General features: G+C 67.0%; 19 protein-coding genes. 9 read left to right on the forward strand and 10 right to left on the reverse strand.

The window, feature by feature from the left end; translation table 11 throughout:
* The 4 genes from QOI01_RS24085 to QOI01_RS24100 form a co-directional block, all read right to left on the reverse strand.
* On the reverse strand, positions 1-436 hold a 436-nt coding region (locus QOI01_RS24085; RefSeq protein ID WP_526385429.1), incomplete at its 3' end, for an ABC transporter ATP-binding protein.
* A 304-nt stretch (positions 437-740) separates the two neighbouring features.
* Entirely contained in the window at positions 741-1,127 is a 387-nt protein-coding gene (rplL, locus tag QOI01_RS24090; protein ID WP_526385431.1) for a 50S ribosomal protein L7/L12, read from the reverse strand.
* A gap of 62 nt (positions 1,128-1,189) precedes the next feature.
* The gene (gene rplJ / locus QOI01_RS24095; RefSeq protein WP_526385433.1) at positions 1,190-1,789 is read right to left on the reverse strand and encodes a 50S ribosomal protein L10; all 600 of its coding nucleotides are present in this window, start codon (positions 1,787-1,789) and stop codon (positions 1,190-1,192) included.
* Positions 1,790-2,135: 346 nt separating this feature from the next.
* A complete protein-coding gene (locus tag QOI01_RS24100) occupies positions 2,136-2,567 on the reverse strand; it encodes an anthrone oxygenase family protein (protein WP_526385435.1) in 432 nt (143 codons plus the stop codon).
* Between the two features lie 57 nt (positions 2,568-2,624).
* Here QOI01_RS24100 and QOI01_RS24105 point away from each other — a divergent pair, with 57 nt between their 5' ends.
* The gene (locus QOI01_RS24105) at positions 2,625-3,005 is read left to right on the forward strand and encodes a winged helix-turn-helix transcriptional regulator (protein ID WP_526385437.1); all 381 of its coding nucleotides are present in this window, start codon (positions 2,625-2,627) and stop codon (positions 3,003-3,005) included.
* On the opposite strand, the gene QOI01_RS24110 is transcribed toward QOI01_RS24105, so the two are convergent.
* From QOI01_RS24110 to QOI01_RS24130, 5 genes are read right to left on the reverse strand one after another with little or no spacing between them, the layout of a single operon-like run.
* On the reverse strand, positions 2,981-3,325 hold the full coding sequence (locus tag QOI01_RS24110; protein ID WP_526385439.1) for an SDR family oxidoreductase: 345 nt from the start codon (positions 3,323-3,325) through the stop codon (positions 2,981-2,983). The genes QOI01_RS24105 and QOI01_RS24110 overlap by 25 nt on opposite strands.
* A gap of 27 nt (positions 3,326-3,352) precedes the next feature.
* On the reverse strand, positions 3,353-4,315 hold the full coding sequence (locus QOI01_RS24115) for an ROK family protein (RefSeq protein WP_526385441.1): 963 nt from the start codon (positions 4,313-4,315) through the stop codon (positions 3,353-3,355).
* A complete protein-coding gene (locus tag QOI01_RS24120; RefSeq protein ID WP_526385465.1) occupies positions 4,315-5,016 on the reverse strand; it encodes a DUF7158 domain-containing protein in 702 nt (233 codons plus the stop codon). The genes QOI01_RS24115 and QOI01_RS24120 overlap by 1 nt, the downstream gene beginning before the upstream one ends.
* Positions 4,923-9,218 carry a glycoside hydrolase family 38 N-terminal domain-containing protein gene (locus QOI01_RS24125; protein WP_526385443.1) on the reverse strand — a complete coding sequence of 1,432 codons (4,296 nt, stop codon included), beginning with the start codon at positions 9,216-9,218 and terminating at the stop codon, positions 4,923-4,925. Before QOI01_RS24125 ends, QOI01_RS24120 begins: the two co-directional genes overlap by 94 nt.
* 9 nt (positions 9,219-9,227) lie before the next feature.
* Positions 9,228-10,214: a helix-turn-helix transcriptional regulator gene (locus tag QOI01_RS24130; protein WP_526385445.1), complete on the reverse strand. Its 987-nt coding sequence runs from the start codon at positions 10,212-10,214 to the stop codon at positions 9,228-9,230.
* A gap of 61 nt (positions 10,215-10,275) precedes the next feature.
* Here QOI01_RS24130 and QOI01_RS24135 point away from each other — a divergent pair, with 61 nt between their 5' ends.
* Genes QOI01_RS24135 through QOI01_RS24145 form a run of 3 tightly spaced genes read left to right on the forward strand, consistent with a single transcriptional unit; the run spans position 10,276 to position 12,375 of the window.
* A complete protein-coding gene (locus QOI01_RS24135) occupies positions 10,276-10,821 on the forward strand; it encodes a DinB family protein (protein WP_526385447.1) in 546 nt (181 codons plus the stop codon).
* Between the two features lie 12 nt (positions 10,822-10,833).
* Entirely contained in the window at positions 10,834-11,436 is a 603-nt protein-coding gene (locus tag QOI01_RS24140) for a DinB family protein (protein WP_526385449.1), read from the forward strand.
* A gap of 24 nt (positions 11,437-11,460) precedes the next feature.
* Positions 11,461-12,375: an alpha/beta fold hydrolase gene (locus QOI01_RS24145; RefSeq protein WP_526385451.1), complete on the forward strand. Its 915-nt coding sequence runs from the start codon at positions 11,461-11,463 to the stop codon at positions 12,373-12,375.
* Here the strand turns inward: QOI01_RS24145 and QOI01_RS24150 are convergent.
* Positions 12,372-12,983, reverse strand: a complete 612-nt coding sequence (locus QOI01_RS24150) for a TetR/AcrR family transcriptional regulator (RefSeq protein ID WP_526385453.1) — start codon at positions 12,981-12,983, stop codon at positions 12,372-12,374. The two genes, QOI01_RS24145 and QOI01_RS24150, sit on opposite strands and share 4 nt — an antisense overlap.
* A 103-nt stretch (positions 12,984-13,086) precedes the next feature.
* Between QOI01_RS24150 and QOI01_RS24155 the strand changes: the two genes are divergently transcribed.
* The 5 genes from QOI01_RS24155 (at position 13,087) to QOI01_RS24175 (ending at position 18,401) form a co-directional block, all read left to right on the forward strand.
* Positions 13,087-14,433 (forward strand): ABC1 kinase family protein, encoded by a 1,347-nt coding sequence (locus QOI01_RS24155; protein WP_526385455.1) that lies wholly within the window; start codon positions 13,087-13,089, stop codon positions 14,431-14,433.
* A 3-nt stretch (positions 14,434-14,436) separates the two neighbouring features.
* Entirely contained in the window at positions 14,437-15,339 is a 903-nt protein-coding gene (locus tag QOI01_RS24160) for an alpha/beta fold hydrolase (RefSeq protein WP_526385457.1), read from the forward strand.
* A gap of 151 nt (positions 15,340-15,490) precedes the next feature.
* The gene (locus tag QOI01_RS24165) at positions 15,491-16,369 is read left to right on the forward strand and encodes a cyclopropane mycolic acid synthase family methyltransferase (protein WP_526385459.1); all 879 of its coding nucleotides are present in this window, start codon (positions 15,491-15,493) and stop codon (positions 16,367-16,369) included.
* Between the two features lie 114 nt (positions 16,370-16,483).
* Complete coding sequence (locus QOI01_RS24170; protein WP_526385461.1) at positions 16,484-17,365, forward strand: cyclopropane mycolic acid synthase family methyltransferase; 882 nt, start codon at positions 16,484-16,486, stop codon at positions 17,363-17,365.
* A gap of 136 nt (positions 17,366-17,501) precedes the next feature.
* A complete protein-coding gene (locus tag QOI01_RS24175) occupies positions 17,502-18,401 on the forward strand; it encodes a cyclopropane mycolic acid synthase family methyltransferase (RefSeq protein WP_526385463.1) in 900 nt (299 codons plus the stop codon).
* Positions 18,402-18,795 lie beyond the last annotated feature (394 nt).

Here is an 18,795-nt window from a genome sequence, read left to right on the forward strand (position 1 = left end):
GCATACCGCCGGAGATCTCACCGGGGAACTTGGTCTCATCCCCGGTCAGGCCGACCAGGTCGAGCTTCTCCATCACGATCTGACGGATCTCGGATTCCTTCTTCTTCGTGTGCTCACGAAGCGGGAAAGCGGTGTTGTCGTACAGGCTCATCGAGCCGAACAGCGCACCGTCCTGGAACATCACCCCGAACAGGGTGCGGATCTCGTAGAGCTCCTTGGCGGAGCACTCGATGATGTTGGTGCCGTCGACGATGATCTTGCCGCGCTCGGGACGCAGGAGACCGATCAGGGACTTCAAGAACACCGACTTACCGGTACCGGACGGACCCAGCAGCACGCTGACCTCGCCAGGAGGAATGTCGAACGTCACGTCCTCCCAAATTCGCTGGGGCCCGAAGGACTTGGTCAGTCCCTCAACCTGAATACCGATGCCCACGCGCGATCCTTCCGCCAGTGCCTTTGCCCGCCACACAGACACACCCGCCTGTGGCTTGAGTCACTGTAGCGCACTCGCCATCGGCCCTACCGCCATTGTGCCACCCGGCCGGGGAGGCAAACACGGGTCACAGTCTGCTCGTTTTCGCAGGTGCCGGCGCCGAGTTGCCGTGGAACCCCCATCGGTACACGCTGTGGGAGACGCACGGTGGCCATCATCGGACGGCTCGCCGCGTCCGCCCGGATGGTCGTGAAGCAACGCAAAAGGCCCCCGGGATTCCCGAGGGCCTTTGCGTGCAGAACTACTACTTGACGGTGACCGTCGCGCCAGCGGCCTCGAGCTTGGCCTTGGCGTCGTCGGCGACGTCCTTGTTGACCTTCTCGAGCAACGGCTTGGGGGCGCTGTCGACGAGGTCCTTGGCCTCCTTGAGACCAAGGCCGGAGACGATCTCACGGACGACCTTGATGACGCCGATCTTCTTCTCGCCGGCGCCCTCGAGGACGACGTCGAACTCCGACTGCTCCTCGGCGGCCTCGGCGGGGGCGGCTGCACCCGGGGCGGCTGCAACGGCAACCGGCGCGGCGGCGGTGACGTCGAAGGTCTCCTCGAACGCCTTGACGAACTCAGAGAGCTCCAACAGGGTCAGTTCCTTGAACGCGTCGAGCAGGTCTTCGGTGCTGAGCTTGGCCATTGTGTGGTCCTTCCTAAATATCTTGAATATCTTGCTTGGGTCTGTGGTGGTGTTTGGGTGGTCTACTCGGCAGGTGCCGAGGCGTCCGATGGTGCTTCTGCTTCTGGTGCCTCTACTTCTGCGGCGGGGCCGGCACCGGCGCCTTCTTCGGCAGCCCTCTTCTCCTGCAACGCGAAGACAAGGCGGGCGACCTGCGATGCCGGGGCAGCGAACAGCGCCGCGGCCTGGCTCGTCTTGGCCTTCATCGCTCCGGCCAGCTTGGCCAGCAGCACCTCGCGCGACTCGAGGTCCGCGATGCGGTTGACCTCGTCCACTGACAGCGCCTTGCCGTCCATGTAGCCGCCCTTGACGATCAGGGCCTTGTTGTCCTTGGCGAAGTTCTTGATCGCCTTGGCGGCGTCGACGGGCTCACCCTTGATGAACGCGATGGCGGTCGGACCGGTGAACAGTTCGTCCAGGCCCTTCACACCTGCTGCGGAGGCAGCGCGCTTTACCAGGGTGTTCTTGGCGACCGAGTACGTGGCGGAGCTTCCGAGGGACTTGCGCAGCTCGGCAAGGTTGGCCACCGTGAGCCCGCGGTACTCGGTGACGACCGTGGCGGTCGACTCCTTGAACTGCTCGGCGATGTCGGCAACGGCGGTGGCCTTCTCAGCTTTGGCCATGCATGCCTCCTATCTAGGTTGGGTCCGGCGGACACTGTTCGAAATCCCGGCTGAATGGTCTGGAAACGACGAACGCCCCGGCGCAGTGCGGCCGGGGCGTGAAGATCCGCTGGCACGCGCCAGCGATGATGCCTCGTCCTCCTGCGTGGGCCGCCCGGGGTCTTCCCGGACCTTCAACCGATTTCTCGGTGACCGACGGTCTTCGGTGGAACAACGGAAAGGATAGCGCGCCACCTCCCGATCAGCCAAAACGCACCACTACTTCTCCGCGAGCAGACGCAAATATGTCTATTTCTGCGGCGCGTCGCGCACATTTGCGTCTGCTCGCGGGGGGCTGTTCGCAGGGTCAAGCCACCACCAGAAGAACCCACATCACGGTGAGCAATGCCACCCGCACCCAGTGCAGCCGATCCCACCGGCGGGCGAGATCACGGGAGACGTCGGCGTCGGTGGCCCATTTTACGATCCGGTTGTTGATCGGCACCAGCGTCGTCACGGTGAGCAGCACCGCCGCCCCCATCAGCACAACCGAGCCGATCACCGGGGTGCTCTTCGACAGCACGGCCGCGGCGATCAACAGCACCAGAGTGCCGACGTACCAGAACGGCATGACCGCACCCAGGAGGCGGCCGCCACCGCTGCGGAACTGCCGAAACGAGCCGTCCGGCAGTTTGGCGACGATCGGAATGGTGAACGCGGCCACCCCGAACTCAACGCCGACCAGCGGGCCCGCGACCACCACCGCGACGATTTCGACGATTTCGAGGATTTCCTTCATGTCGTCGAGCCTGCTGGCTACGCTGACACAAAACAAGGTACTGACAAATTTGGCAGCATGGGAGCGATTGTGGCGGTGTCGAAGAAGGGCGTCAACGAGTGTCCGATCGACACCGCGCTGACCGTGATCGACGGCCGGTGGAAGGGAACCATCCTCTGGCGGCTGCTCGACGGCCCGATGCGCACGGCCGAACTCCGCCGCAGTATCCCCGACATCACCGAGCGCATGCTGATCCGCCATCTCCACGAACTCGTCGATGCGGAAATCCTCGACCGCCACGACGCGCAGACGGTGCCACCCTGCGTGCACTACTCCATCTCGGACTACGGCATGACCTTGGCGCCGGCGTTGGAGGTCCTCTGCGGGTGGGGTCGAAAGCACATGGAGAGAAAGACTTCTCAAGGCAAACGGCGTCAGCCCGCAGCCGTCGCCACGTAACCCTCTCTGGCACTAGGGAAGCGTGGCCGCCAGGAGGTGGCAGACCGGAATGACGCGTTGCTCACGCGCAACGACCGCGTCAGCGAGGTGAGCGGTAGCGCGCTGGCCAGGTTGATCACCACGTCGCAGCCGGTGAACGCCGTCGACAAGCCATCACGGTCGAAGATCGACACTTCGACGGGATTCGCGCCCTCGCAACGCAGTTCGTCGGCAGCGACGTCAGACCGGGCCAGCGCCGCTACCGTATGCCCGGCCCGGACCAGTGCGGGCACCGCGTCGCGGCCGATCGCTCCGGTCCCACCCGTGACGAAGATTCGCATCCCGACCTCCACAATCTAGATCCGCGGTCAAGCGTTGAACAGGGCCGCGGCGCCGACCAGGCCCGCATCACCGCCGAGCTCTGCGGGCACCACTCGCAAACCGCGGATGAAGTCCAAGCCCGCGTAGGTCGATAGCGCCTCGCGGAGCGGATCGAACAACAACGCACCCGACTTGGCGACTCCCCCGCCGATGACCACGAGGTCGAGGTCGCAGACCGCGGCGACCGAGGCGATCGTCATGGCCAGTGCAGTCGTTGCACGCCGGAATGCCTGCAGCGCAACCGGATCACCGCGATTCGCGGCGTCGGCAAGGTCCTTCGCGTCGGCGCCGGGCGCCGCGTCCCAACCATTCTCGTACGCCCACCGCGCGAGGTGCGTGCCCGACGCGACGGTCTCGACGCAGCCACGGCCGCCGCAGGTGCAGGGTGCACCGTCGGGCTCGACGACGACGTGGCCCACGTGCCCGGCGTTTCCGGTACGTCCATCGTAGGGAGCGCCGTCGAGCACCAATCCGCCGCCGATGCCCGTCGACACCACCATGCCGAGCAGGAACTGCGCGTCGCGCCCCGCCCCGTGCCATCGCTCGCCCATGGCCATGCACACTCCATCGCCGCCGAGCCGCACGGGCAGTCCGGTGCTGGCCCTCACCCGGTCGACGATCGGAAAGCGTTGCCACTCGGTGATGTTGATCGGGCTGACGGTTCCGCTCGGTAGGTCGATGGGGCCCGCAGACGCGATGCCCACCCCAAGCACGGCACCGGGAGCGGCTGCCAGCGCGTTGGCGAGCAGCGTCTCGGCGACCGACCAGATCGCCTCCGCGCCCGTGTCCGGAGTCGGTTGCTGCGCGTGGTGGATCAGGGTTCCGTCGGCGTCGACGAGCCCGGCGGCGATCTTGGTGCCGCCGACGTCGAGCGCGAGAGTCGATGTTCGGCGCTGGGGGTGCCCCCGCTTGCGGGGGCGAGCGAAGCGAATGGGGGTTGTTGCAATCATCAGTGCTCGTGGGTGTTGTCGGGTTGGCGGGGATCTCCAGGATGCTCGTAGCCAGGGGCCAGCTCCACCAGCTGCGCGCGCCGCGCGTCCAGCCATCTGCGGAACTCGCGGCGCCGACCCGTCACGAGGAGATGTTCGGCGATGTCCGTACGCACCTCGTCGAACGACATCGCGACGGGGCCGCCGAGCCACCCGCCGACTCCCGTAGTGCGCGCCGCGAAGCGAAAGGGGTTGCGGCGGTGGTAGTCCGCGACCTCGTCGGCACTGACCTCGACGCGGGCGGTGACGTGTACGAAGAGTGCTCTGGCGACGGCCTCCTCGAGTGCCGATGCCGCGACGCTGCCGATCTCCAGCCGCGCCGCCACGTCCGGAAGGAGTTCGTCCTCCGTCGGTGCACCGTCGACCGTCAGCCCGAGCGCCTGCGCCTCGGCCGACACGACCCGTGCCGTGACGAGGACCTGCGTCAGCCAGCGTCGCAGCTGCCGTCCCTCGCTGGTCCCCGGCCGCGGCAGCGCACTCGCCAGTCGCGACGAGCGCAGGTGTTCCTCGCTCGCGTCGACCTCGCTGACGAGCACCACCGCGTCACCCACCGTCGCCGCCACCGACGTCATCGCACCACCACCTTCACCGCGGGTGAGTACGCCAGCTCGCCCGCACATGCGACGCGAATCAGCGCCCACCACTCGCCGGGTTCCACCCAGGCGGGCGGCGCCACGTCGAACTCCAGCACGACCGTGCCTCGAGCGGGGAGGTCCGCTCCGATGATGTTGGGCCCCATCCACTCCCACGTTCCCCACGGGCTGATGAGGTGGGCCTCGACGGCGAGGTCGGCACGAGCGTCGGTGCCGACGGTAACGGCGATCGTCGCCACTTCACCGGGGGTCACCTCGACGGGGTCGGGATCTGTGATCAGCCGCAGCACCCGGTCGTCGGTCGCCCCGACCGCGATCACGCACACGTCCTCGACCTCCTGACGCCACGACGCCGGGATGGCGCTGCCCGTCACCCCGAGTTCGGCGCGCAACGGGTAGAGGCCCGCCGCGGTGTCCGGCGGCATCACGAGGTCGACGATCGACTCCAGGAACTCACCCGGCGGCAGCATGAACGGCAGCTCGTCGATCGCCACCTTCCACCCGGGCGGGCAGATCAGCCGCACCTTGCCGTGCAGTGGCACGTCGGTGACGTCGCTGACCGCGGTGAGTTGCAGCTGCACCGGCGAGGCGGGGTCGACGGCCAGCTGGTGGGGGTGCAGGTGCGCGACAGCGGGCAGTCCACCGAGAGGGGCGGGGCCGCGGTTGTGCAGCCAGTACCTGGCGTAGAGCGGTTGGGCCGGTTCGGCATCGGGGGCCAGCGTGGTGCCGTCGGCGTCGAGGACGCGTGGCAGGTTGAGTTGCGCTCCGAACGTGGCGATCTCGTAGCCGTGCAGCGTCAGTCCACGGTCGTCGCCGGCGATGGGTTGCTCGAGCAAATCCAGCCGCTGCGGCGACGCCAAGTTGCGCAATCCTGAGCCGACGACGACCTCCGTTGTCCTGCCCCGTGTTTCGACAAGACGGAATGCGATGCCGTCTTTCGCGTCGACCCCTCGCCCGCTTCCTCCGGCGATCGGGTTGCCCAGGACCTTCAGCGCGCCGAGTGCCACCTCGCGGGCCGGCTCGACTTCGAAGAGCGATCCCCACGCCGGTAGCCCGCCTGCGGCCGCATCGTGTCGCGCGCCGACCGCGAGCAGCGGTTGGCTGAACTCGGCACTGCGGGCGGGTATGTCGGCGACGCGCCAGTCCCCGTCCCCGGATGCCAGCGCGTAGTCGAAGGAATGCGTCCAGTGTTGAAGTTGAAAGTTCGACCCGTCCGGCGCGGTACGTCGCGGCGGGTCGATCCACGTGCCGGACGGCCAGCCGGTGCATGACCTCATGAGCGACGTGTGCAGGGTTCCGTCGGAGTCGACGGCGAAGCTGGGTACACCGCGATTGAATACGGCGACGGTGCGCGCCTCGAAGTCCTCGAGATCACCGGGAGCATCCTGGTCGACGACGATCTCGCCGTCGACCAGATCGTCGACCAGCGCTGCCACGGCGGTCTCGAGCGTCGCGCCGTCTGCGCCGTCGATCACCAGGATGGGCAGTGCCAGGACGCCGCGCAGATCAGCACCGGGCACCCACACGTCCCTGAGGGGGCTGGCGGCGGGAATCCACGTGCGTTCAACGGCATTCGACGATTCCCGACCGTCGAGCACCGTGGCGGTGAAGGCGTTCACCTCCGGTCCACCGATGGCGATCCGCACGTCGGGCAGGTTCGAGTCGACGGTGAGGTCTCCGTAGCGGGCCGCCTCGGCACTGGTGGCGGTGGCGGTGACGCCTGCCCGCGCCAGCGCCACCATCAGGTCCCGGACCAAGGGATCCGCGTCGCCACCGGGCGAGATCACCTCGGCCACCGAGATCGCGCGGACACCCGAGTCGGCGAACGCATTCCCCGGTCGCTGCGCTCCTGCCCTCCGGATCCCACTCCCGGGTCGCTGCGCTCCTGCCCTCCGAAACCCACTCCCGGGTCGCTGCGCTCCTGCCCTCCGGAACCCACTCCCCGGTCGCTGCGCTCCTGCCCTCCGGAGGAACCGCACCCGCACCATCGACGACAGCCCGAACCACCCGTAGGCAGGGTTGTCGAGTGTGTACGGATGCTTCGCGGTGTCAACGGCTTTCGTCGAGTCGCGGTCGTGCGCCAGGCCGAAGCCGCGACCGATCACCGCATCACCGACCTCGCTGACGGGCATGGCGCCCGGCACGGGGCACGGCCAGCGCAGCCGCAGCAGCCGGTCCTCCCCGGTGAACTCGTCGACCGCGGTGCGGCAGTCCACGCGGTCGACGCCGTGCCACAGCGTGACGGTCTGGGTGTAGGTCAGCAGGCGCCGGACGTGGCCGGTCACGACGATGCGCTCGCCCAGTGGGCTGCGGTAACACCGCACCGACGTGGCGGGTTCGCTTGATGACGTCGTGACCGGGCCCTTGGGCAGCAGATGCCAGGGGCCCTCCCCCGCCTTGGGGTGCGCGGAGTACTCGTCGTAGACGGCGAGCTCGTTGCCCACGCGTCCGGCCGCGATCAACTCGCGGCCGTCGACGATCAGCGACGACACCCCGCCACCGCGCGCCGGGTCGACGCGCAGCCGGTAGCGTTCGTTGCCGATCTCCGCACCCGCCAACGGCTCCCAACCCGTCGGGCCGTCGCCCGAGACGTAGCGGTAGGACCGCCACCCCAGTGACGGCACGTCGCGGGCGAGCCAGCTGATCGAATGTCCGTCGTGTTCGGCGAGCACCGGGACCGCGTTGCCATCCGCGTCGAGGACCGCCCCATCGAACGGCTCGTCGAGCCGCACGGTCACCACGTCTGTTCTGCTGTGCGCCAGCGGATTCCACACGACCACCGAACCCTCGACCGCGGTGGAGAGAAGACTCAGCGCGGTGTCGCGCGCCTCCCGCCCCAACTCCCATGCATCACGCCAACTGGTGAGCAGGTCGAGGTACACCTGATCGGACTCCGAGCCGGTGATGGCGTCGTGATGGGCACCGTAGGCCAGCTGCACCCATGCCTTGGCCAGCGCGGCCTCCGGGTACGGCGCACCGGCGAGCAACCCGGCGAAGACGGCGAAGCGCTCGGCCTCCAACACGGCGTTCTCGGCCGCACGGTTGGCCTGCTTGGTGTCGATGTAGGAGACGTCCTTGCCCGTGTAGATCGGATTCATGTCACGGGTCTGGGGTGACGCCTTCGCTCCGCTCTCGTCGAGTTCGGCCCGTACCGCGGCGAAGAACTCACGCGGAACCGCGCAGACGAACCGGGGCCAGGTGTATCGCTCGTTCCAGTCGCGGTGGATCTCGGTGACCCACTTGTTTGGCGGCGTGTAGTCGGTCCCTACGGGCAGAAGCACGTTGCGGGTCAGCGCGACCTTCTTCATCTTCGAGAACAGGTCGTATGTCGCGTGCTCGGCGTCCTCCAGCGAGGCCGACGAGTCCATCCACCAGCCCGCCGCGTAGTGGGCCGGCATGTAGTGGGTCAGCAGGCCGCGGCCGGACGGCGCCATCCACTCGAATTCGCTGGCGAACTGCATGCGCTCGGGGTCCCCGCCGCCTGCCATCGGACCCCACTGGTGGTACGGGCCGCGCGCCCACGAGCTCGACGTCAGGCCGGCGTCCGCCGCCATGCCGGGGAACTGCGGATCATGGCCGAACACGTCGAGCTGCCAGGCCGTCGCCGGATCGGCCCCCATCACATCGCGTTGAAAGCCGATGCCGTGGACGAAGTTTCGGATCGCCGTCTCGGGGCTGGTGAGGTTGGTGTTCGGCTCGTTGTAGGTGCCGCCCATGATCTCCACGCGGCCGTCGGCGACGAGCCTGCGCAGATCGTCACGGTCTTCCGGGTTGGTGTCCCAGTACGGCTTGAGGTAGTCAACCTCGGCGAGCACGAACTTGTATACCGGTTCCCGCCTTGCCATTTCGAGGTGAGCATTGACGAGCTCGAATCCGTTGGTCTGCCTGCAGCGACCCGGCGGATCCTCGGTCCACACACTGGTATAGGAGGCCTGGGTGTTCCACCACACGGGGTCGTAGTGAAAGTGGCTGACCATGTGCATCGTCCAGCCGGGCTCGGCGACGGTGAACTCGAATTCGGTGCTGGTCCGGCCGACGACCACCTGCGCCCGCCGCCGGTCGCCAATCACCGGGTCCATCACCCGCACCGGCACTTCGACCACCCGACCCCGGGGCATGGCATGCACCGCGCCGACCGTCTCGAGACCGGGCCCCTCGACGCGCACCGTGGTGGCCCTGGAACAGAATCGGTACGACACCCGCACCATCTGGAGGGGCTCGTCGGGTGGGCCGGTGAACAGCTCCGTCGACTCCGCCGAGGTGACGTGCATCCCGTCACCCTACGTGCGCGCGCTCGACGATCCCCCGGTTTGACCGTTACCCGCGCGAAGGAGCCGCTCGGCCACGTCTCGCACCGCGGCGGCGACCTCGGGTGGTTCGAGCACCTCGAAGTCGATTCCCGGCATGGCCAGCCATGGCACCATCCGTTCGGGCTCGTCGGCGCCTGCGGTGACGATGCACGCGTCGTCTCCGTCTGGCTCGATCTCGACCGATGCCTCCGAGAACATCTGTGCCACAACCTCTTGCGACGCGTGATAGCGCACCCGTGCGACGTAGCGGTACACCGACGCGGTGATCGCGCGCTGTACGTAGGTCGCCGCGTCGGGCGCCTCCCGCGGCGTGAAGGTGCTGCCGAGGGCGCGGACGTCGGCCATCCGGTCCAGCCGCAGCGTGCGCCAGTCGTGGCGGTCCCGGTCGTAGCAGAGCAGGTACCACCGCCGGCCCGTCGTCACCAGCTGATAGGGCTCGAGACGTCGTTGGGTGCCGATGCCGCGAATGTCGACATAGCCGGCGGCCACGTGCTCGTGGTCGCGGCTGGCGCGCGCCAGTGTCATCAGGACGTCCGGTTCGACGGGCGTATCGGACTGACCGGACGTCAGCGTCACCGTGGCGTCGTGCACCGCTGCCACCTGCGAGCGCAGCCGTGACGGCATCACCTGGTCGAGCTTGGACAGAGCGCGTAGCGCGGACTCACCCACGCCCGCCACGCTGCCGCCCGCCGCGACGCGTAGGCACACGGCCACCGCGACGGCCTCGTCGGGATCGAGGAGCAGCGGCGGCAACGCCGCGCCGGCTCCCAACCGGTAGCCGCCGCCGTGCCCCTTGCTGGCGTGCACGGGGTAGCCGAGGTCGCGCAGTCGTTCGACGTCGCGGCGGACGCTGCGGCCCGTCACGCCGAGGCGTTCGGAGAGCTCTTCACCGCTCCACACCCGGCGCGACTGCAACAGGCCGAGCAGCTGCAGGACCCGGCTGGTCGTTTCGGACATGCCAAGAGTCTGCCCGACTCTTAGGACCGATGCTGTCCTAAAGAACTGAGATGGTGGTTCCATGAGCACGCAGACGACCGACCCGACCTCTCATCTGGCCGATCAGCTCGACTGGCATTGGCAGCACCAGCTGCGCCCGCGGCTCGACGGTCTCACCGACGGCGAATACTTCTGGGAGCCGGTGCCGGGCTGTTGGACCGTCCGGCGCGCAGGAGCGAAGCGACCCGGGATCGACTTCGCCTATCCCCCGCCCCGGCCCGAGCCGGTCACCACGATCGCATGGCGGCTGGCCCACGTGATCGTCGGCGTTCTGGCGATGCGCGCCCACTCTCACTTCGACGGGCCGCCCGCCGACTACGAGACCTGGAACTACGCGACCGACGCCGCGACGGCACTGCGGCAGCTCGACGACGCATACGCCGCCTGGATGTCCGGCGTCCGAAAGCTGTCGGCCGCCGATCTCGCCAAGCCGGTCGGCCCCGCCGAGGGCGGCTTCGCCGACGAGCCGATGATCGTCCTGGTCCTGCACATCAATCGAGAGGTGATTCACCACGGCGCCGAGATCGCCTTGCTACGAGACCTTTACGCCCACTCCACCCTCACCTAAGGAGAACTGACCATGCCAGCCATGCCCCCTCCCGTCGCCGATGAGCGCCAGGCCATTCGCGACTACCTGTTTCAGCAGAACTACGCCTATCGCGCACTGGCCTTCGGGCTGACCGACGACCAGGCGCGCGCGACACCGACGGTCAGCGCCTTCTCGATCGGCACGCTGATCAAGCACGTCACCGGCTGCCAGCGCAGTTGGATGCTGCGGGTCGCCGCCGCCCCGGAGGCGCCGCCCGCCGACGACCGTCCGGCCGACGAGCGGCAGGCGGAGTACGCCGACCAGTTCCTGATGAGGGACGACGAGACACTCGCCGAGCTGGTCGACCACCTCGAGGCACAGAACGCCGAGACCCTGCGACTGGTCGAGACCGCCGACTTCGACGCGGCAGTGCCCGTGCCGCGGGACGCGCCGTGGTTCCCGAAGGACGTCGAGGCGTGGTCGGTCCGCTGGGTTCTGTTCCACGTGATCGAGGAATTGGCTCGCCACGCCGGGCAGGGCGACGTCATCAGGGAGAGCATCGACGGCGCCACGCTCTACGAGCTGCTGGCTGGCCTCGAGGGTTGGCTGGAGACGGACTGGCTCACGCCGTGGAAGCCGGTGGCGGTGGGCTGATCCGTCGCCCGGTACAAATGGGTGATGCACACGCGCAGCGGAACGGCGATCGGCGGCTCCGGTTCCGAGCGCGTCGAGCTGTTCTACGAGGATCTCGGCGACGTCGACGCGCCGCCCGTCCTCCTGATCATGGGCGCCGGCGCGCAGCTGCCCATGTGGCCTGACGGCTTCTGTGAACTGTTGGTGGCGCGGGGTTTTCGGGTGATCCGGTTCGACCACCGCGACACCGGCCTGTCGACCAAGATGCGCGGGCAGCGCGCCGCGGGCGCCGTACTGCCCCGCATCGGGCGCTATCTGCTCGGCAGGTCGAGCCCGGTGCCGTACACGCTCATCGACCTCGCCGACGACGCGAGGAGCCTGCTCGACCACCTCGAGATCGACCGCGCGCACGTCGTCGGTGCGTCGATGGGCGGCATGATCGCCCAGATCCTGGCGGGCGGCCACCCCGACCGGGTCAGTTCCCTGGCTCTGCTGATGACCAGTTCGGGCAGGCCGCTGTCGGCGCTGCCGCGGTGGCGGGTGATCAGGCTGGCGTTCAATCCGCCTGCCAAGGACGCGCCGCGAGCGGCCAAGGTCGCGTTCGAGGTGCGCAACATCGCGGTGATCAACGGCCCCAACTTCCTGCCGACCGAGGAGCAGCTGCGCCATCGCGTCGAGACGCTCACCGCGCGCAGCGACTATCCGCAGGGTGGCCTGCGCCAGTTCGACGCGATCCTCGGCACCGGCAGCCTGCTGCGGTTCACCCGTCGCATCGCCGCGCCGACCATCGTCGTTCACGGCTCGCACGATCCGATGGTGCGAATCCGCAACGGCCGCAGCCTCGCTCGCATCATCGACGGGGCGCGGTTCGTCGTGGTGGACGGCATGGGGCACGATCTGCCCGAGCCGGTCTGGCGGCCCGTGGTGGACGCAATGGTGGAGAACTTCCCGGCGTCTTAGGTCGAGCGCTTGTCTCCCAGCACCAGCTTCAGCGCGTGGTCGACGACGACGTCGAGGTCGGAACCGAGGGTCCCGGCGAGCCACTGTTGGGCGAGCTCGGCCATGGCGCCCGTGTACATGGCGGCGCCGACACGCGCCAACACGGGATCCGAACCGGGACGGATGCGGTCGTCCTCCGCCACCACCGATTCGAGCAGGCGCGCCTGGGCGGCCGACCGGCGGGCGGCGAGCACGGGATTCGTGCGTCCGTCGGCGACCAGAAGCCGCCCTCGCCTGGGATCGGCCGAGGTGAAGCGCAGGACGGCGGCCATTCCGGTGCGGATCCGGGCTGCCACGGACGTCCCGGCGCCGTCCATCGCGGTTTCGACCGCCTCGGCGAGCTGGACGCTGACGTCGTCGTAGATCGCGCCGAAGAGCTCGTCGACGTCGGCGAAGCTCTCGTAGAAGTAACGGGTGTTGAGTTCACACTGCCGGCACACCGAGCGCACCGAGACCGCGGCCTCGCCACCATCGCCGAACAGTGTGAACGCGGCCGCGATCAGCAGACCCCGCCGCTCCACGCGGCGGTCGGCCAGCGGGACGCCTGCCCACCTGGTCGGACTCGTCACATCGCCAGCCTACGTTCGGAACTCTGGTCGCAGGCGTAACCAGAGCTGTGACCGGGGGCACACGAAGTTTCCACCCGCCGGCCACCTTTGAGAGACTGCAGTTATGACAACCACCAAGCACCGCGAGGTAGCCCGGCTGGACCGGGTCCCGTTGCCGGTCGAAGCTGCCCGCATCGGCGTGACGGGATGGCAGCTCACCCGCACCGGCGCACGGGTCGTCAGCAACCTCGTCGGCCGGGGGTCCCTCCAGCAGAAGATCATCCGGCAGATCCCCCAGGCATTTGCGGATCTGGGCCCCACCTACGTCAAGTTCGGCCAGATCATCGCCTCGAGCCCCGGCGCCTTCGGCGAGCCGATGTCGAAGGAGTTCCGCAGCCTGCTCGACCGCGTGCCGCCCGCCGACACCGCCGAAGTGCACGAGCTGTTCAAGGAAGAGCTCGGCGACGACCCCGCGAACCTGTTCAAGTCGTTCGATGAGGAGCCGTTCGCCTCGGCGTCGATCGCGCAGGTCCACTACGCGACGCTGCACTCGGGCGAGGAGGTCGTGGTCAAGATCCAACGACCCGGCATCCGCAGACGCGTCGCCGCCGACCTGCAGATCCTCAAGCGCTGGGCGCAATTCGTCGAGCTCGCGAAGATGGGCCGCCGGCTCTCGGCGCGGGACGTCGTCGCCGACTTCGCCGACAACCTCGCCGAGGAGCTCGACTTCCGCCTCGAGGCACAGTCGATGGATGCCTGGGTGGCGCACATGCATGCGTCGCCACTGGGCAAGAACATCCGGGTGCCCCAGGTGTACTGGGACCTGACGAGCGAGCGCGTGCTGACGATGGAACGCATCCAGGGCGTGCGCATCGACGACGCGGCCGCGATCCGCAAGGCCGGGTTCGACGGCACCGAACTGGTTAAGGCGCTGCTGTTCAGCGTCTTCGAGGGCGGCCTGCGCCACGGGCTGTTCCACGGCGACCTGCACGCGGGCAACCTCTACGTCGACGACGACGGCAAGATCGTCTTCTTCGACTTCGGGATCATGGGCCGCGTCGACCCGCGCACCCGCTGGCTGCTGCGCGAGCTGGTGTACGCCCTGCTGGTCAAGAAGGACCACGCCGCGGCGGGCAAGATCGTCGTCCTCATGGGGGCCGTCGGCAACGTGAAGCCCGAAGGCGAGGCCGCGAGGGACCTCGAGGCATTTGCCACACCACTGACGATGACGTCGCTGGGTGACCTGTCCTACGCCGAGATCGGCAAGCAGCTCTCGACGCTGGCCGAGGCCTACGACGTCAAGCTGCCCCGCGAGCTGGTATTGATCGGCAAGCAGTTCCTCTACGTCGAGCGCTACATGAAGCTGCTGGCACCGAAGTGGCAGATGATGACCGACCCGCAGCTGACCGGATACTTCGCCAACTTCATGGTCGAGGTCAGCCGCGAGCATTCCGACGAGCTGGAGGATTGAACGTTGGACGTCCGCACCGGCACCGCCCGCTCGGGTGACCTCGACATCTACTACGAGGACATGGGCGACGCAGGAGATCCGGCTGTCCTGTTGATCATGGGCCTGGGCGCGCAACTGCTGTTGTGGCGCACGGGTTTCTGCGAGCGACTGATCAACCAGGGATTGCGCGTCATCCGTTACGACAACCGCGACATTGGCCTGTCGGGCAAGGTCGAGGGGAAGCACACCGGCGCGAAACTGTTTCCGCGGATGGTGCGGTCCACACTGGGGCTGCGCAGTGAAGCGGTCTACACGCTCGAGAACATGGCCGACGACGCCGCCGCCCTGCTCGATCACCTGCAGATCGAGAAGGCTCACATCGTCGGCGGGTCGATGGGCGGGATGATCGCGCAAGTCTTCGCCGCCCGGTATCAGGAGCGCACCAAGACGCTCGCGGTCATCTTCTCGAGCAACAATCAGGCGCTGCTTCCGCCGCCGGGACCCAAGCAGCTGCGCGCCGTGACGACTCGCCCCAAGGACACCTCGCGCGAGGCGGTCATCGCCAACTCGGTGCGCGTCGGCAAGATCATCGGCAGCCCCGGCTACCCGGTGCCCGAGGAGCAGCGGATCGCCGAGGCCGAGGAGGGCTACAACCGGTCGTACTACCCGGCTGGGATCGGTCGGCATTTCGCCGCGATTCTTGGGAGCGGCAGCCTGCTGGGGTACGACAAGCAGATCACCGCACCGACCGTGGTGATCCACGGCAGGGCCGACAAGCTGATGCGCCCCTCCGGCGGCCGCGCCGTCGCCAAGGCAATCCGCAGGTCACGGCTGGTGTTGTTCGACGGCATGGCGCACGATCTGCCCGAGGCACTGTGGGACGACATCGTCGGCGAGCTCAAGACCACGTTTGCTGAAGTCCCGTGAGGCGATCGCAACGGGGGGCGACGTCGGCGCGCTGCGAATTCGGCTGGCACGATGGACGGCGTAGAGTGCGCGGTTGAGCGCATCACGGGGCTTGGCGAGTCATCGGCGACGACGCCGAGCCACTGATCAGCCAAGAAAGGCATTTCCGACTATGTCGACTACCCGTAAGAAGGGTGGCCTCAAGCCACACTTCGAGGACGTCCAGGCTCACTACGACCTGTCGGACGATTTCTTCCGCCTTTTTCTCGACCCGACCCAGACCTACAGTTGCGCCTACTTCCAACGCGATGACATGACGCTGGAGGAAGCCCAGGTCGCCAAGGTCGACCTCGCGCTGGGCAAGCTGGGCCTCGAGCCCGGAATGACGCTGCTCGACGTCGGCTGCGGCTGGGGCTCCACCCTGATGCGGGCCATCGAGAAGTACGACGTCAACGTCATCGGCCTCACCCTCAGCGAGAATCAGAAGGCACACGTCGAGAGCGCGTTCGCCGAGCACGACAGCTCCCGTTCCAAGCGCGTGCTGCTCGACGGTTGGGAGCAGTTCGACGAGCCGGTCGACCGCATCGTCTCGATCGGCGCGTTCGAGCACTTCGGCAAGGATCGCTGGGACGACTTCTTCACGATGGCGTACAAGGCGCTGCCGGACGACGGAGTCATGCTGCTCCACACGATCACCGCGCTCACGCTTCCGCAGATGACCGCGGCCGGGCTGCCGCTGACGTTCTCGATCGCGCGGTTCGTGAAGTTCATCCTCACCGAGATCTTCCCTGGCGGTTACCTGCCGACCACCGAGATGGCGGGTGAGTATGCGACGAGGGCCGGCTTCGAGCTCACCAGGACCCAGTCGCTGCAGAAGCACTACGCCAGGACGCTGGACACCTGGTCGGCCGCGTTGGAGGCTCACAGGGACGAGGCCATCGCGGTCCAGTCCGAAGAGGTGTACGACCGCTACATGCGCTACCTCACCGGATGCGCCAAGGGCTTCCACGAGGGCTACATCGACGTCTGCCAGTTCACGCTGACCAAGTAATACCTCGGCGAGTGGATGTGCCACCCGTAGCATCCGCGACAGCGCATCGGCGTTGACCTAGGAACCTCAAGACCACCGGGTTTCCACCTACGAAATCCGGAAGGCGGGCCGTACATGGCCGACCTCGTTCCCCACTTCGACGACGTGCAATCGCACTACGACCTGTCAGACGACTTCTACCGGTTGTTCCTGGACCGGACGCAGACGTACAGCTGTGCCTACTTCGAGCGCGACGACATGACACTCGAAGAAGCGCAGTTCGCCAAGATGGACCTGGCGCTGGGCAAGCTCGGCTTGCAGCCGGGGATGACGCTGCTCGACATCGGGTGCGGCTGGGGCGCCACGATGATGCGGGCGTTGGAGCGTTACGACGTCAACATCGTCGGCCTGACTCTCAGCGAGAACCAGCACGCGCACGTCGAGAAGATGTTCGCTGAATCCGTCAGCCCCCGTTCCAAGCGCGTGCTGCTCAAAGGTTGGGAGCAGTTCGACGAACCGGTCGACCGGATCGTCTCGATCGGCGCCTTCGAGCACTTCGGCTACGACCGGTACGACGAATTCTTCGCGATGGCCTACCGAGTGCTGCCCGACGACGGTGTGATGCTGCTGCACACCATCTGTGGGATATCGATGGAGTACGCCAGGGCGAACGGCGTGCCGCTCACGATGGAGCTGTTCCGGTTCGTGAAGTTCCTCATGACCGAGATCTTTCCCGGCGGTGAGTTGTGCAAGGCAGAGATGGTCGGTCCGATGGCCGCGAAGGCCGGTTTCACCCTCACCCGGACGCAGTCGCTGCAACCTCACTACGCCCGCACCCTGGACATCTGGGCCGAGACGCTGAGCGCCCGCAGGGACGAGGCCGTCGCACTGCAGTCGCAGGAGGTCTACGACCGCTACCTGCACTACCTGACGGGGTGCGCGAAGCTCTTCGCCCAGAGACAGGCCGAGGTGAACCAGTTCACGTTTGCGAAGGTGACAGGTGGAATTGGGGTATAAGCCGCGCAAAACGCTAGGGTAGACGGCTAGTTGCCCAATTCTTGGGCTCCGGCCACGTAGGGTGCGGTCACAAGCGGTCTTGCTACGCGAGCGACGACGTCGGCGTCTTGATGAAGAAAGGCCTACCAGGGAAAATATGTCTGACAACTCCATTGGCACCAAGGACATGACTCCTCATTTCGAGGACATCCAGGCTCACTACGACCTGTCGGACGACTTCTTCGGGGTGTTCCAGGACCCGACGCGCAAGTACAGCTGCGCCTACTTCACCGGACCGGATGCCACGCTGTCCGAGGCGCAGATCGCGAACGTGGATCAGCACCTCGAGCGCCTGGACCTCAAGCCAGGACAGACACTGCTGGAGGTCGGTTGCGGCTGGGGACTGACGCTGCAGCGCGCGATGGAGAAGTACGACGTCAACGTCATCGGGCTCACCCTCAGCAAGAACCAGCAGGCGTACTGCCAGCAGCTGCTGAGCAAGCTCGACACCACGCGCACCTTCGACGTGCGGCTGGAGGGTTGGGAGCAGTTCCACAGCCCGGTCGACAGGATCGTGTCGATCGAGGCCTTCGAGCACTTCGGCTTCGAGCGCTACGACGACTTCTTCAAGACCTGCTTCGACATCCTGCCCGACGACGGCCGCATGACCATTCAGAGCAGCGTCGGCTTTCACCCCGACGATCTGCTGGCGCGCGGCAAGAAGTTGACGTTCGAGATGGCCCGGTTCATCAAGTTCATGATCACCGAGATCTTCCCCGGTGGCCGGATCCCGAGCACCAAGATGATGGTCGAGCGCGGCGAAAAGGCTGGCTTCGTCGTGCCCGAGACGCTGTCGCTGCGCAATCACTACATCAAGACCCTCGGGATCTGGGCGGCCGCCCTGGAGAACCACAAGAACGAGGCGATCGCCGCCACCGACGAGGAGAACTACAACCGGTACATGAAGTACCTCAAGGGGTGCCAGTACTACTTCGTCGACGAGTCCATCGACGTCAGCCTGGTCACCTATCTGAAGCCTGAGGTTCGAATTAGCTGACGTTACCCGAACCCGACAACGCCCCAGCGCTCAAGAGTGCCGGGGCGTTTTGGTCCTCGCTACTAATGAACGCCCCCGCAAAGTCAAATTTCAACGCCCTTCGCCAGAGCGCCGAAGGGCCCCCTTCATGGGAATCGAGCACGTGCTGACACGCGACGCCACCGCGGTATCGACTGAAACCGTGACAGTCCCAGACAGCGATCATCGGGCACTGCTGGCTACCGTGCTGCTGCCCCGCGGCTGATACCTCTGAGGGGTATGTCGGGGCAGGGTGAGGCATCGCCAGAAGACGTGAGAACGCCCCGGCGCTCATCGAGCACCGGGGCGTTCTGCTGTGTCAAGCTGCTTTCTTCTCCGACTCTCCGGTGCCTTCGTTGCCGTTGTCGGTGGCGTT

This window comes from Mycobacterium sp. (assembly GCF_032162605.1).
GTDB lineage: Bacteria > Actinomycetota > Actinomycetes > Mycobacteriales > Mycobacteriaceae > Mycobacterium.

Excerpts from the sequence above, each read along its gene's own strand:
- QOI01_RS24110 (WP_526385439.1), bottom strand. The coding sequence starts at position 3,325 with ATGCGAATCTTCGTCACGGGTGGGACCGGAGCGATCGGCCGCGACGCG.
- rplL (WP_526385431.1), bottom strand. The coding sequence starts at position 1,127 with ATGGCCAAGCTCAGCACCGAAGACCTGCTCGACGCGTTCAAGGAACTG.
- QOI01_RS24170 (WP_526385461.1), top strand. The coding sequence starts at position 16,484 with ATGGCCGACCTCGTTCCCCACTTCGACGACGTGCAATCGCACTACGAC.
- QOI01_RS24165 (WP_526385459.1), top strand. The coding sequence starts at position 15,491 with ATGTCGACTACCCGTAAGAAGGGTGGCCTCAAGCCACACTTCGAGGAC.
- QOI01_RS24125 (WP_526385443.1), bottom strand. The coding sequence starts at position 9,218 with ATGCACGTCACCTCGGCGGAGTCGACGGAGCTGTTCACCGGCCCACCC.
- QOI01_RS24155 (WP_526385455.1), top strand. The coding sequence starts at position 13,087 with ATGACAACCACCAAGCACCGCGAGGTAGCCCGGCTGGACCGGGTCCCG.
- QOI01_RS24105 (WP_526385437.1), top strand. The coding sequence starts at position 2,625 with ATGGGAGCGATTGTGGCGGTGTCGAAGAAGGGCGTCAACGAGTGTCCG.
- QOI01_RS24145 (WP_526385451.1), top strand. The coding sequence starts at position 11,461 with ATGCACACGCGCAGCGGAACGGCGATCGGCGGCTCCGGTTCCGAGCGC.
- QOI01_RS24100 (WP_526385435.1), bottom strand. The coding sequence starts at position 2,567 with ATGAAGGAAATCCTCGAAATCGTCGAAATCGTCGCGGTGGTGGTCGCG.
- QOI01_RS24140 (WP_526385449.1), top strand. The coding sequence starts at position 10,834 with ATGCCAGCCATGCCCCCTCCCGTCGCCGATGAGCGCCAGGCCATTCGC.
- QOI01_RS24175 (WP_526385463.1), top strand. The coding sequence starts at position 17,502 with ATGTCTGACAACTCCATTGGCACCAAGGACATGACTCCTCATTTCGAG.
- QOI01_RS24135 (WP_526385447.1), top strand. The coding sequence starts at position 10,276 with ATGAGCACGCAGACGACCGACCCGACCTCTCATCTGGCCGATCAGCTC.
- QOI01_RS24115 (WP_526385441.1), bottom strand. The coding sequence starts at position 4,315 with ATGATTGCAACAACCCCCATTCGCTTCGCTCGCCCCCGCAAGCGGGGG.
- rplJ (WP_526385433.1), bottom strand. The coding sequence starts at position 1,789 with ATGGCCAAAGCTGAGAAGGCCACCGCCGTTGCCGACATCGCCGAGCAG.
- QOI01_RS24130 (WP_526385445.1), bottom strand. The coding sequence starts at position 10,214 with ATGTCCGAAACGACCAGCCGGGTCCTGCAGCTGCTCGGCCTGTTGCAG.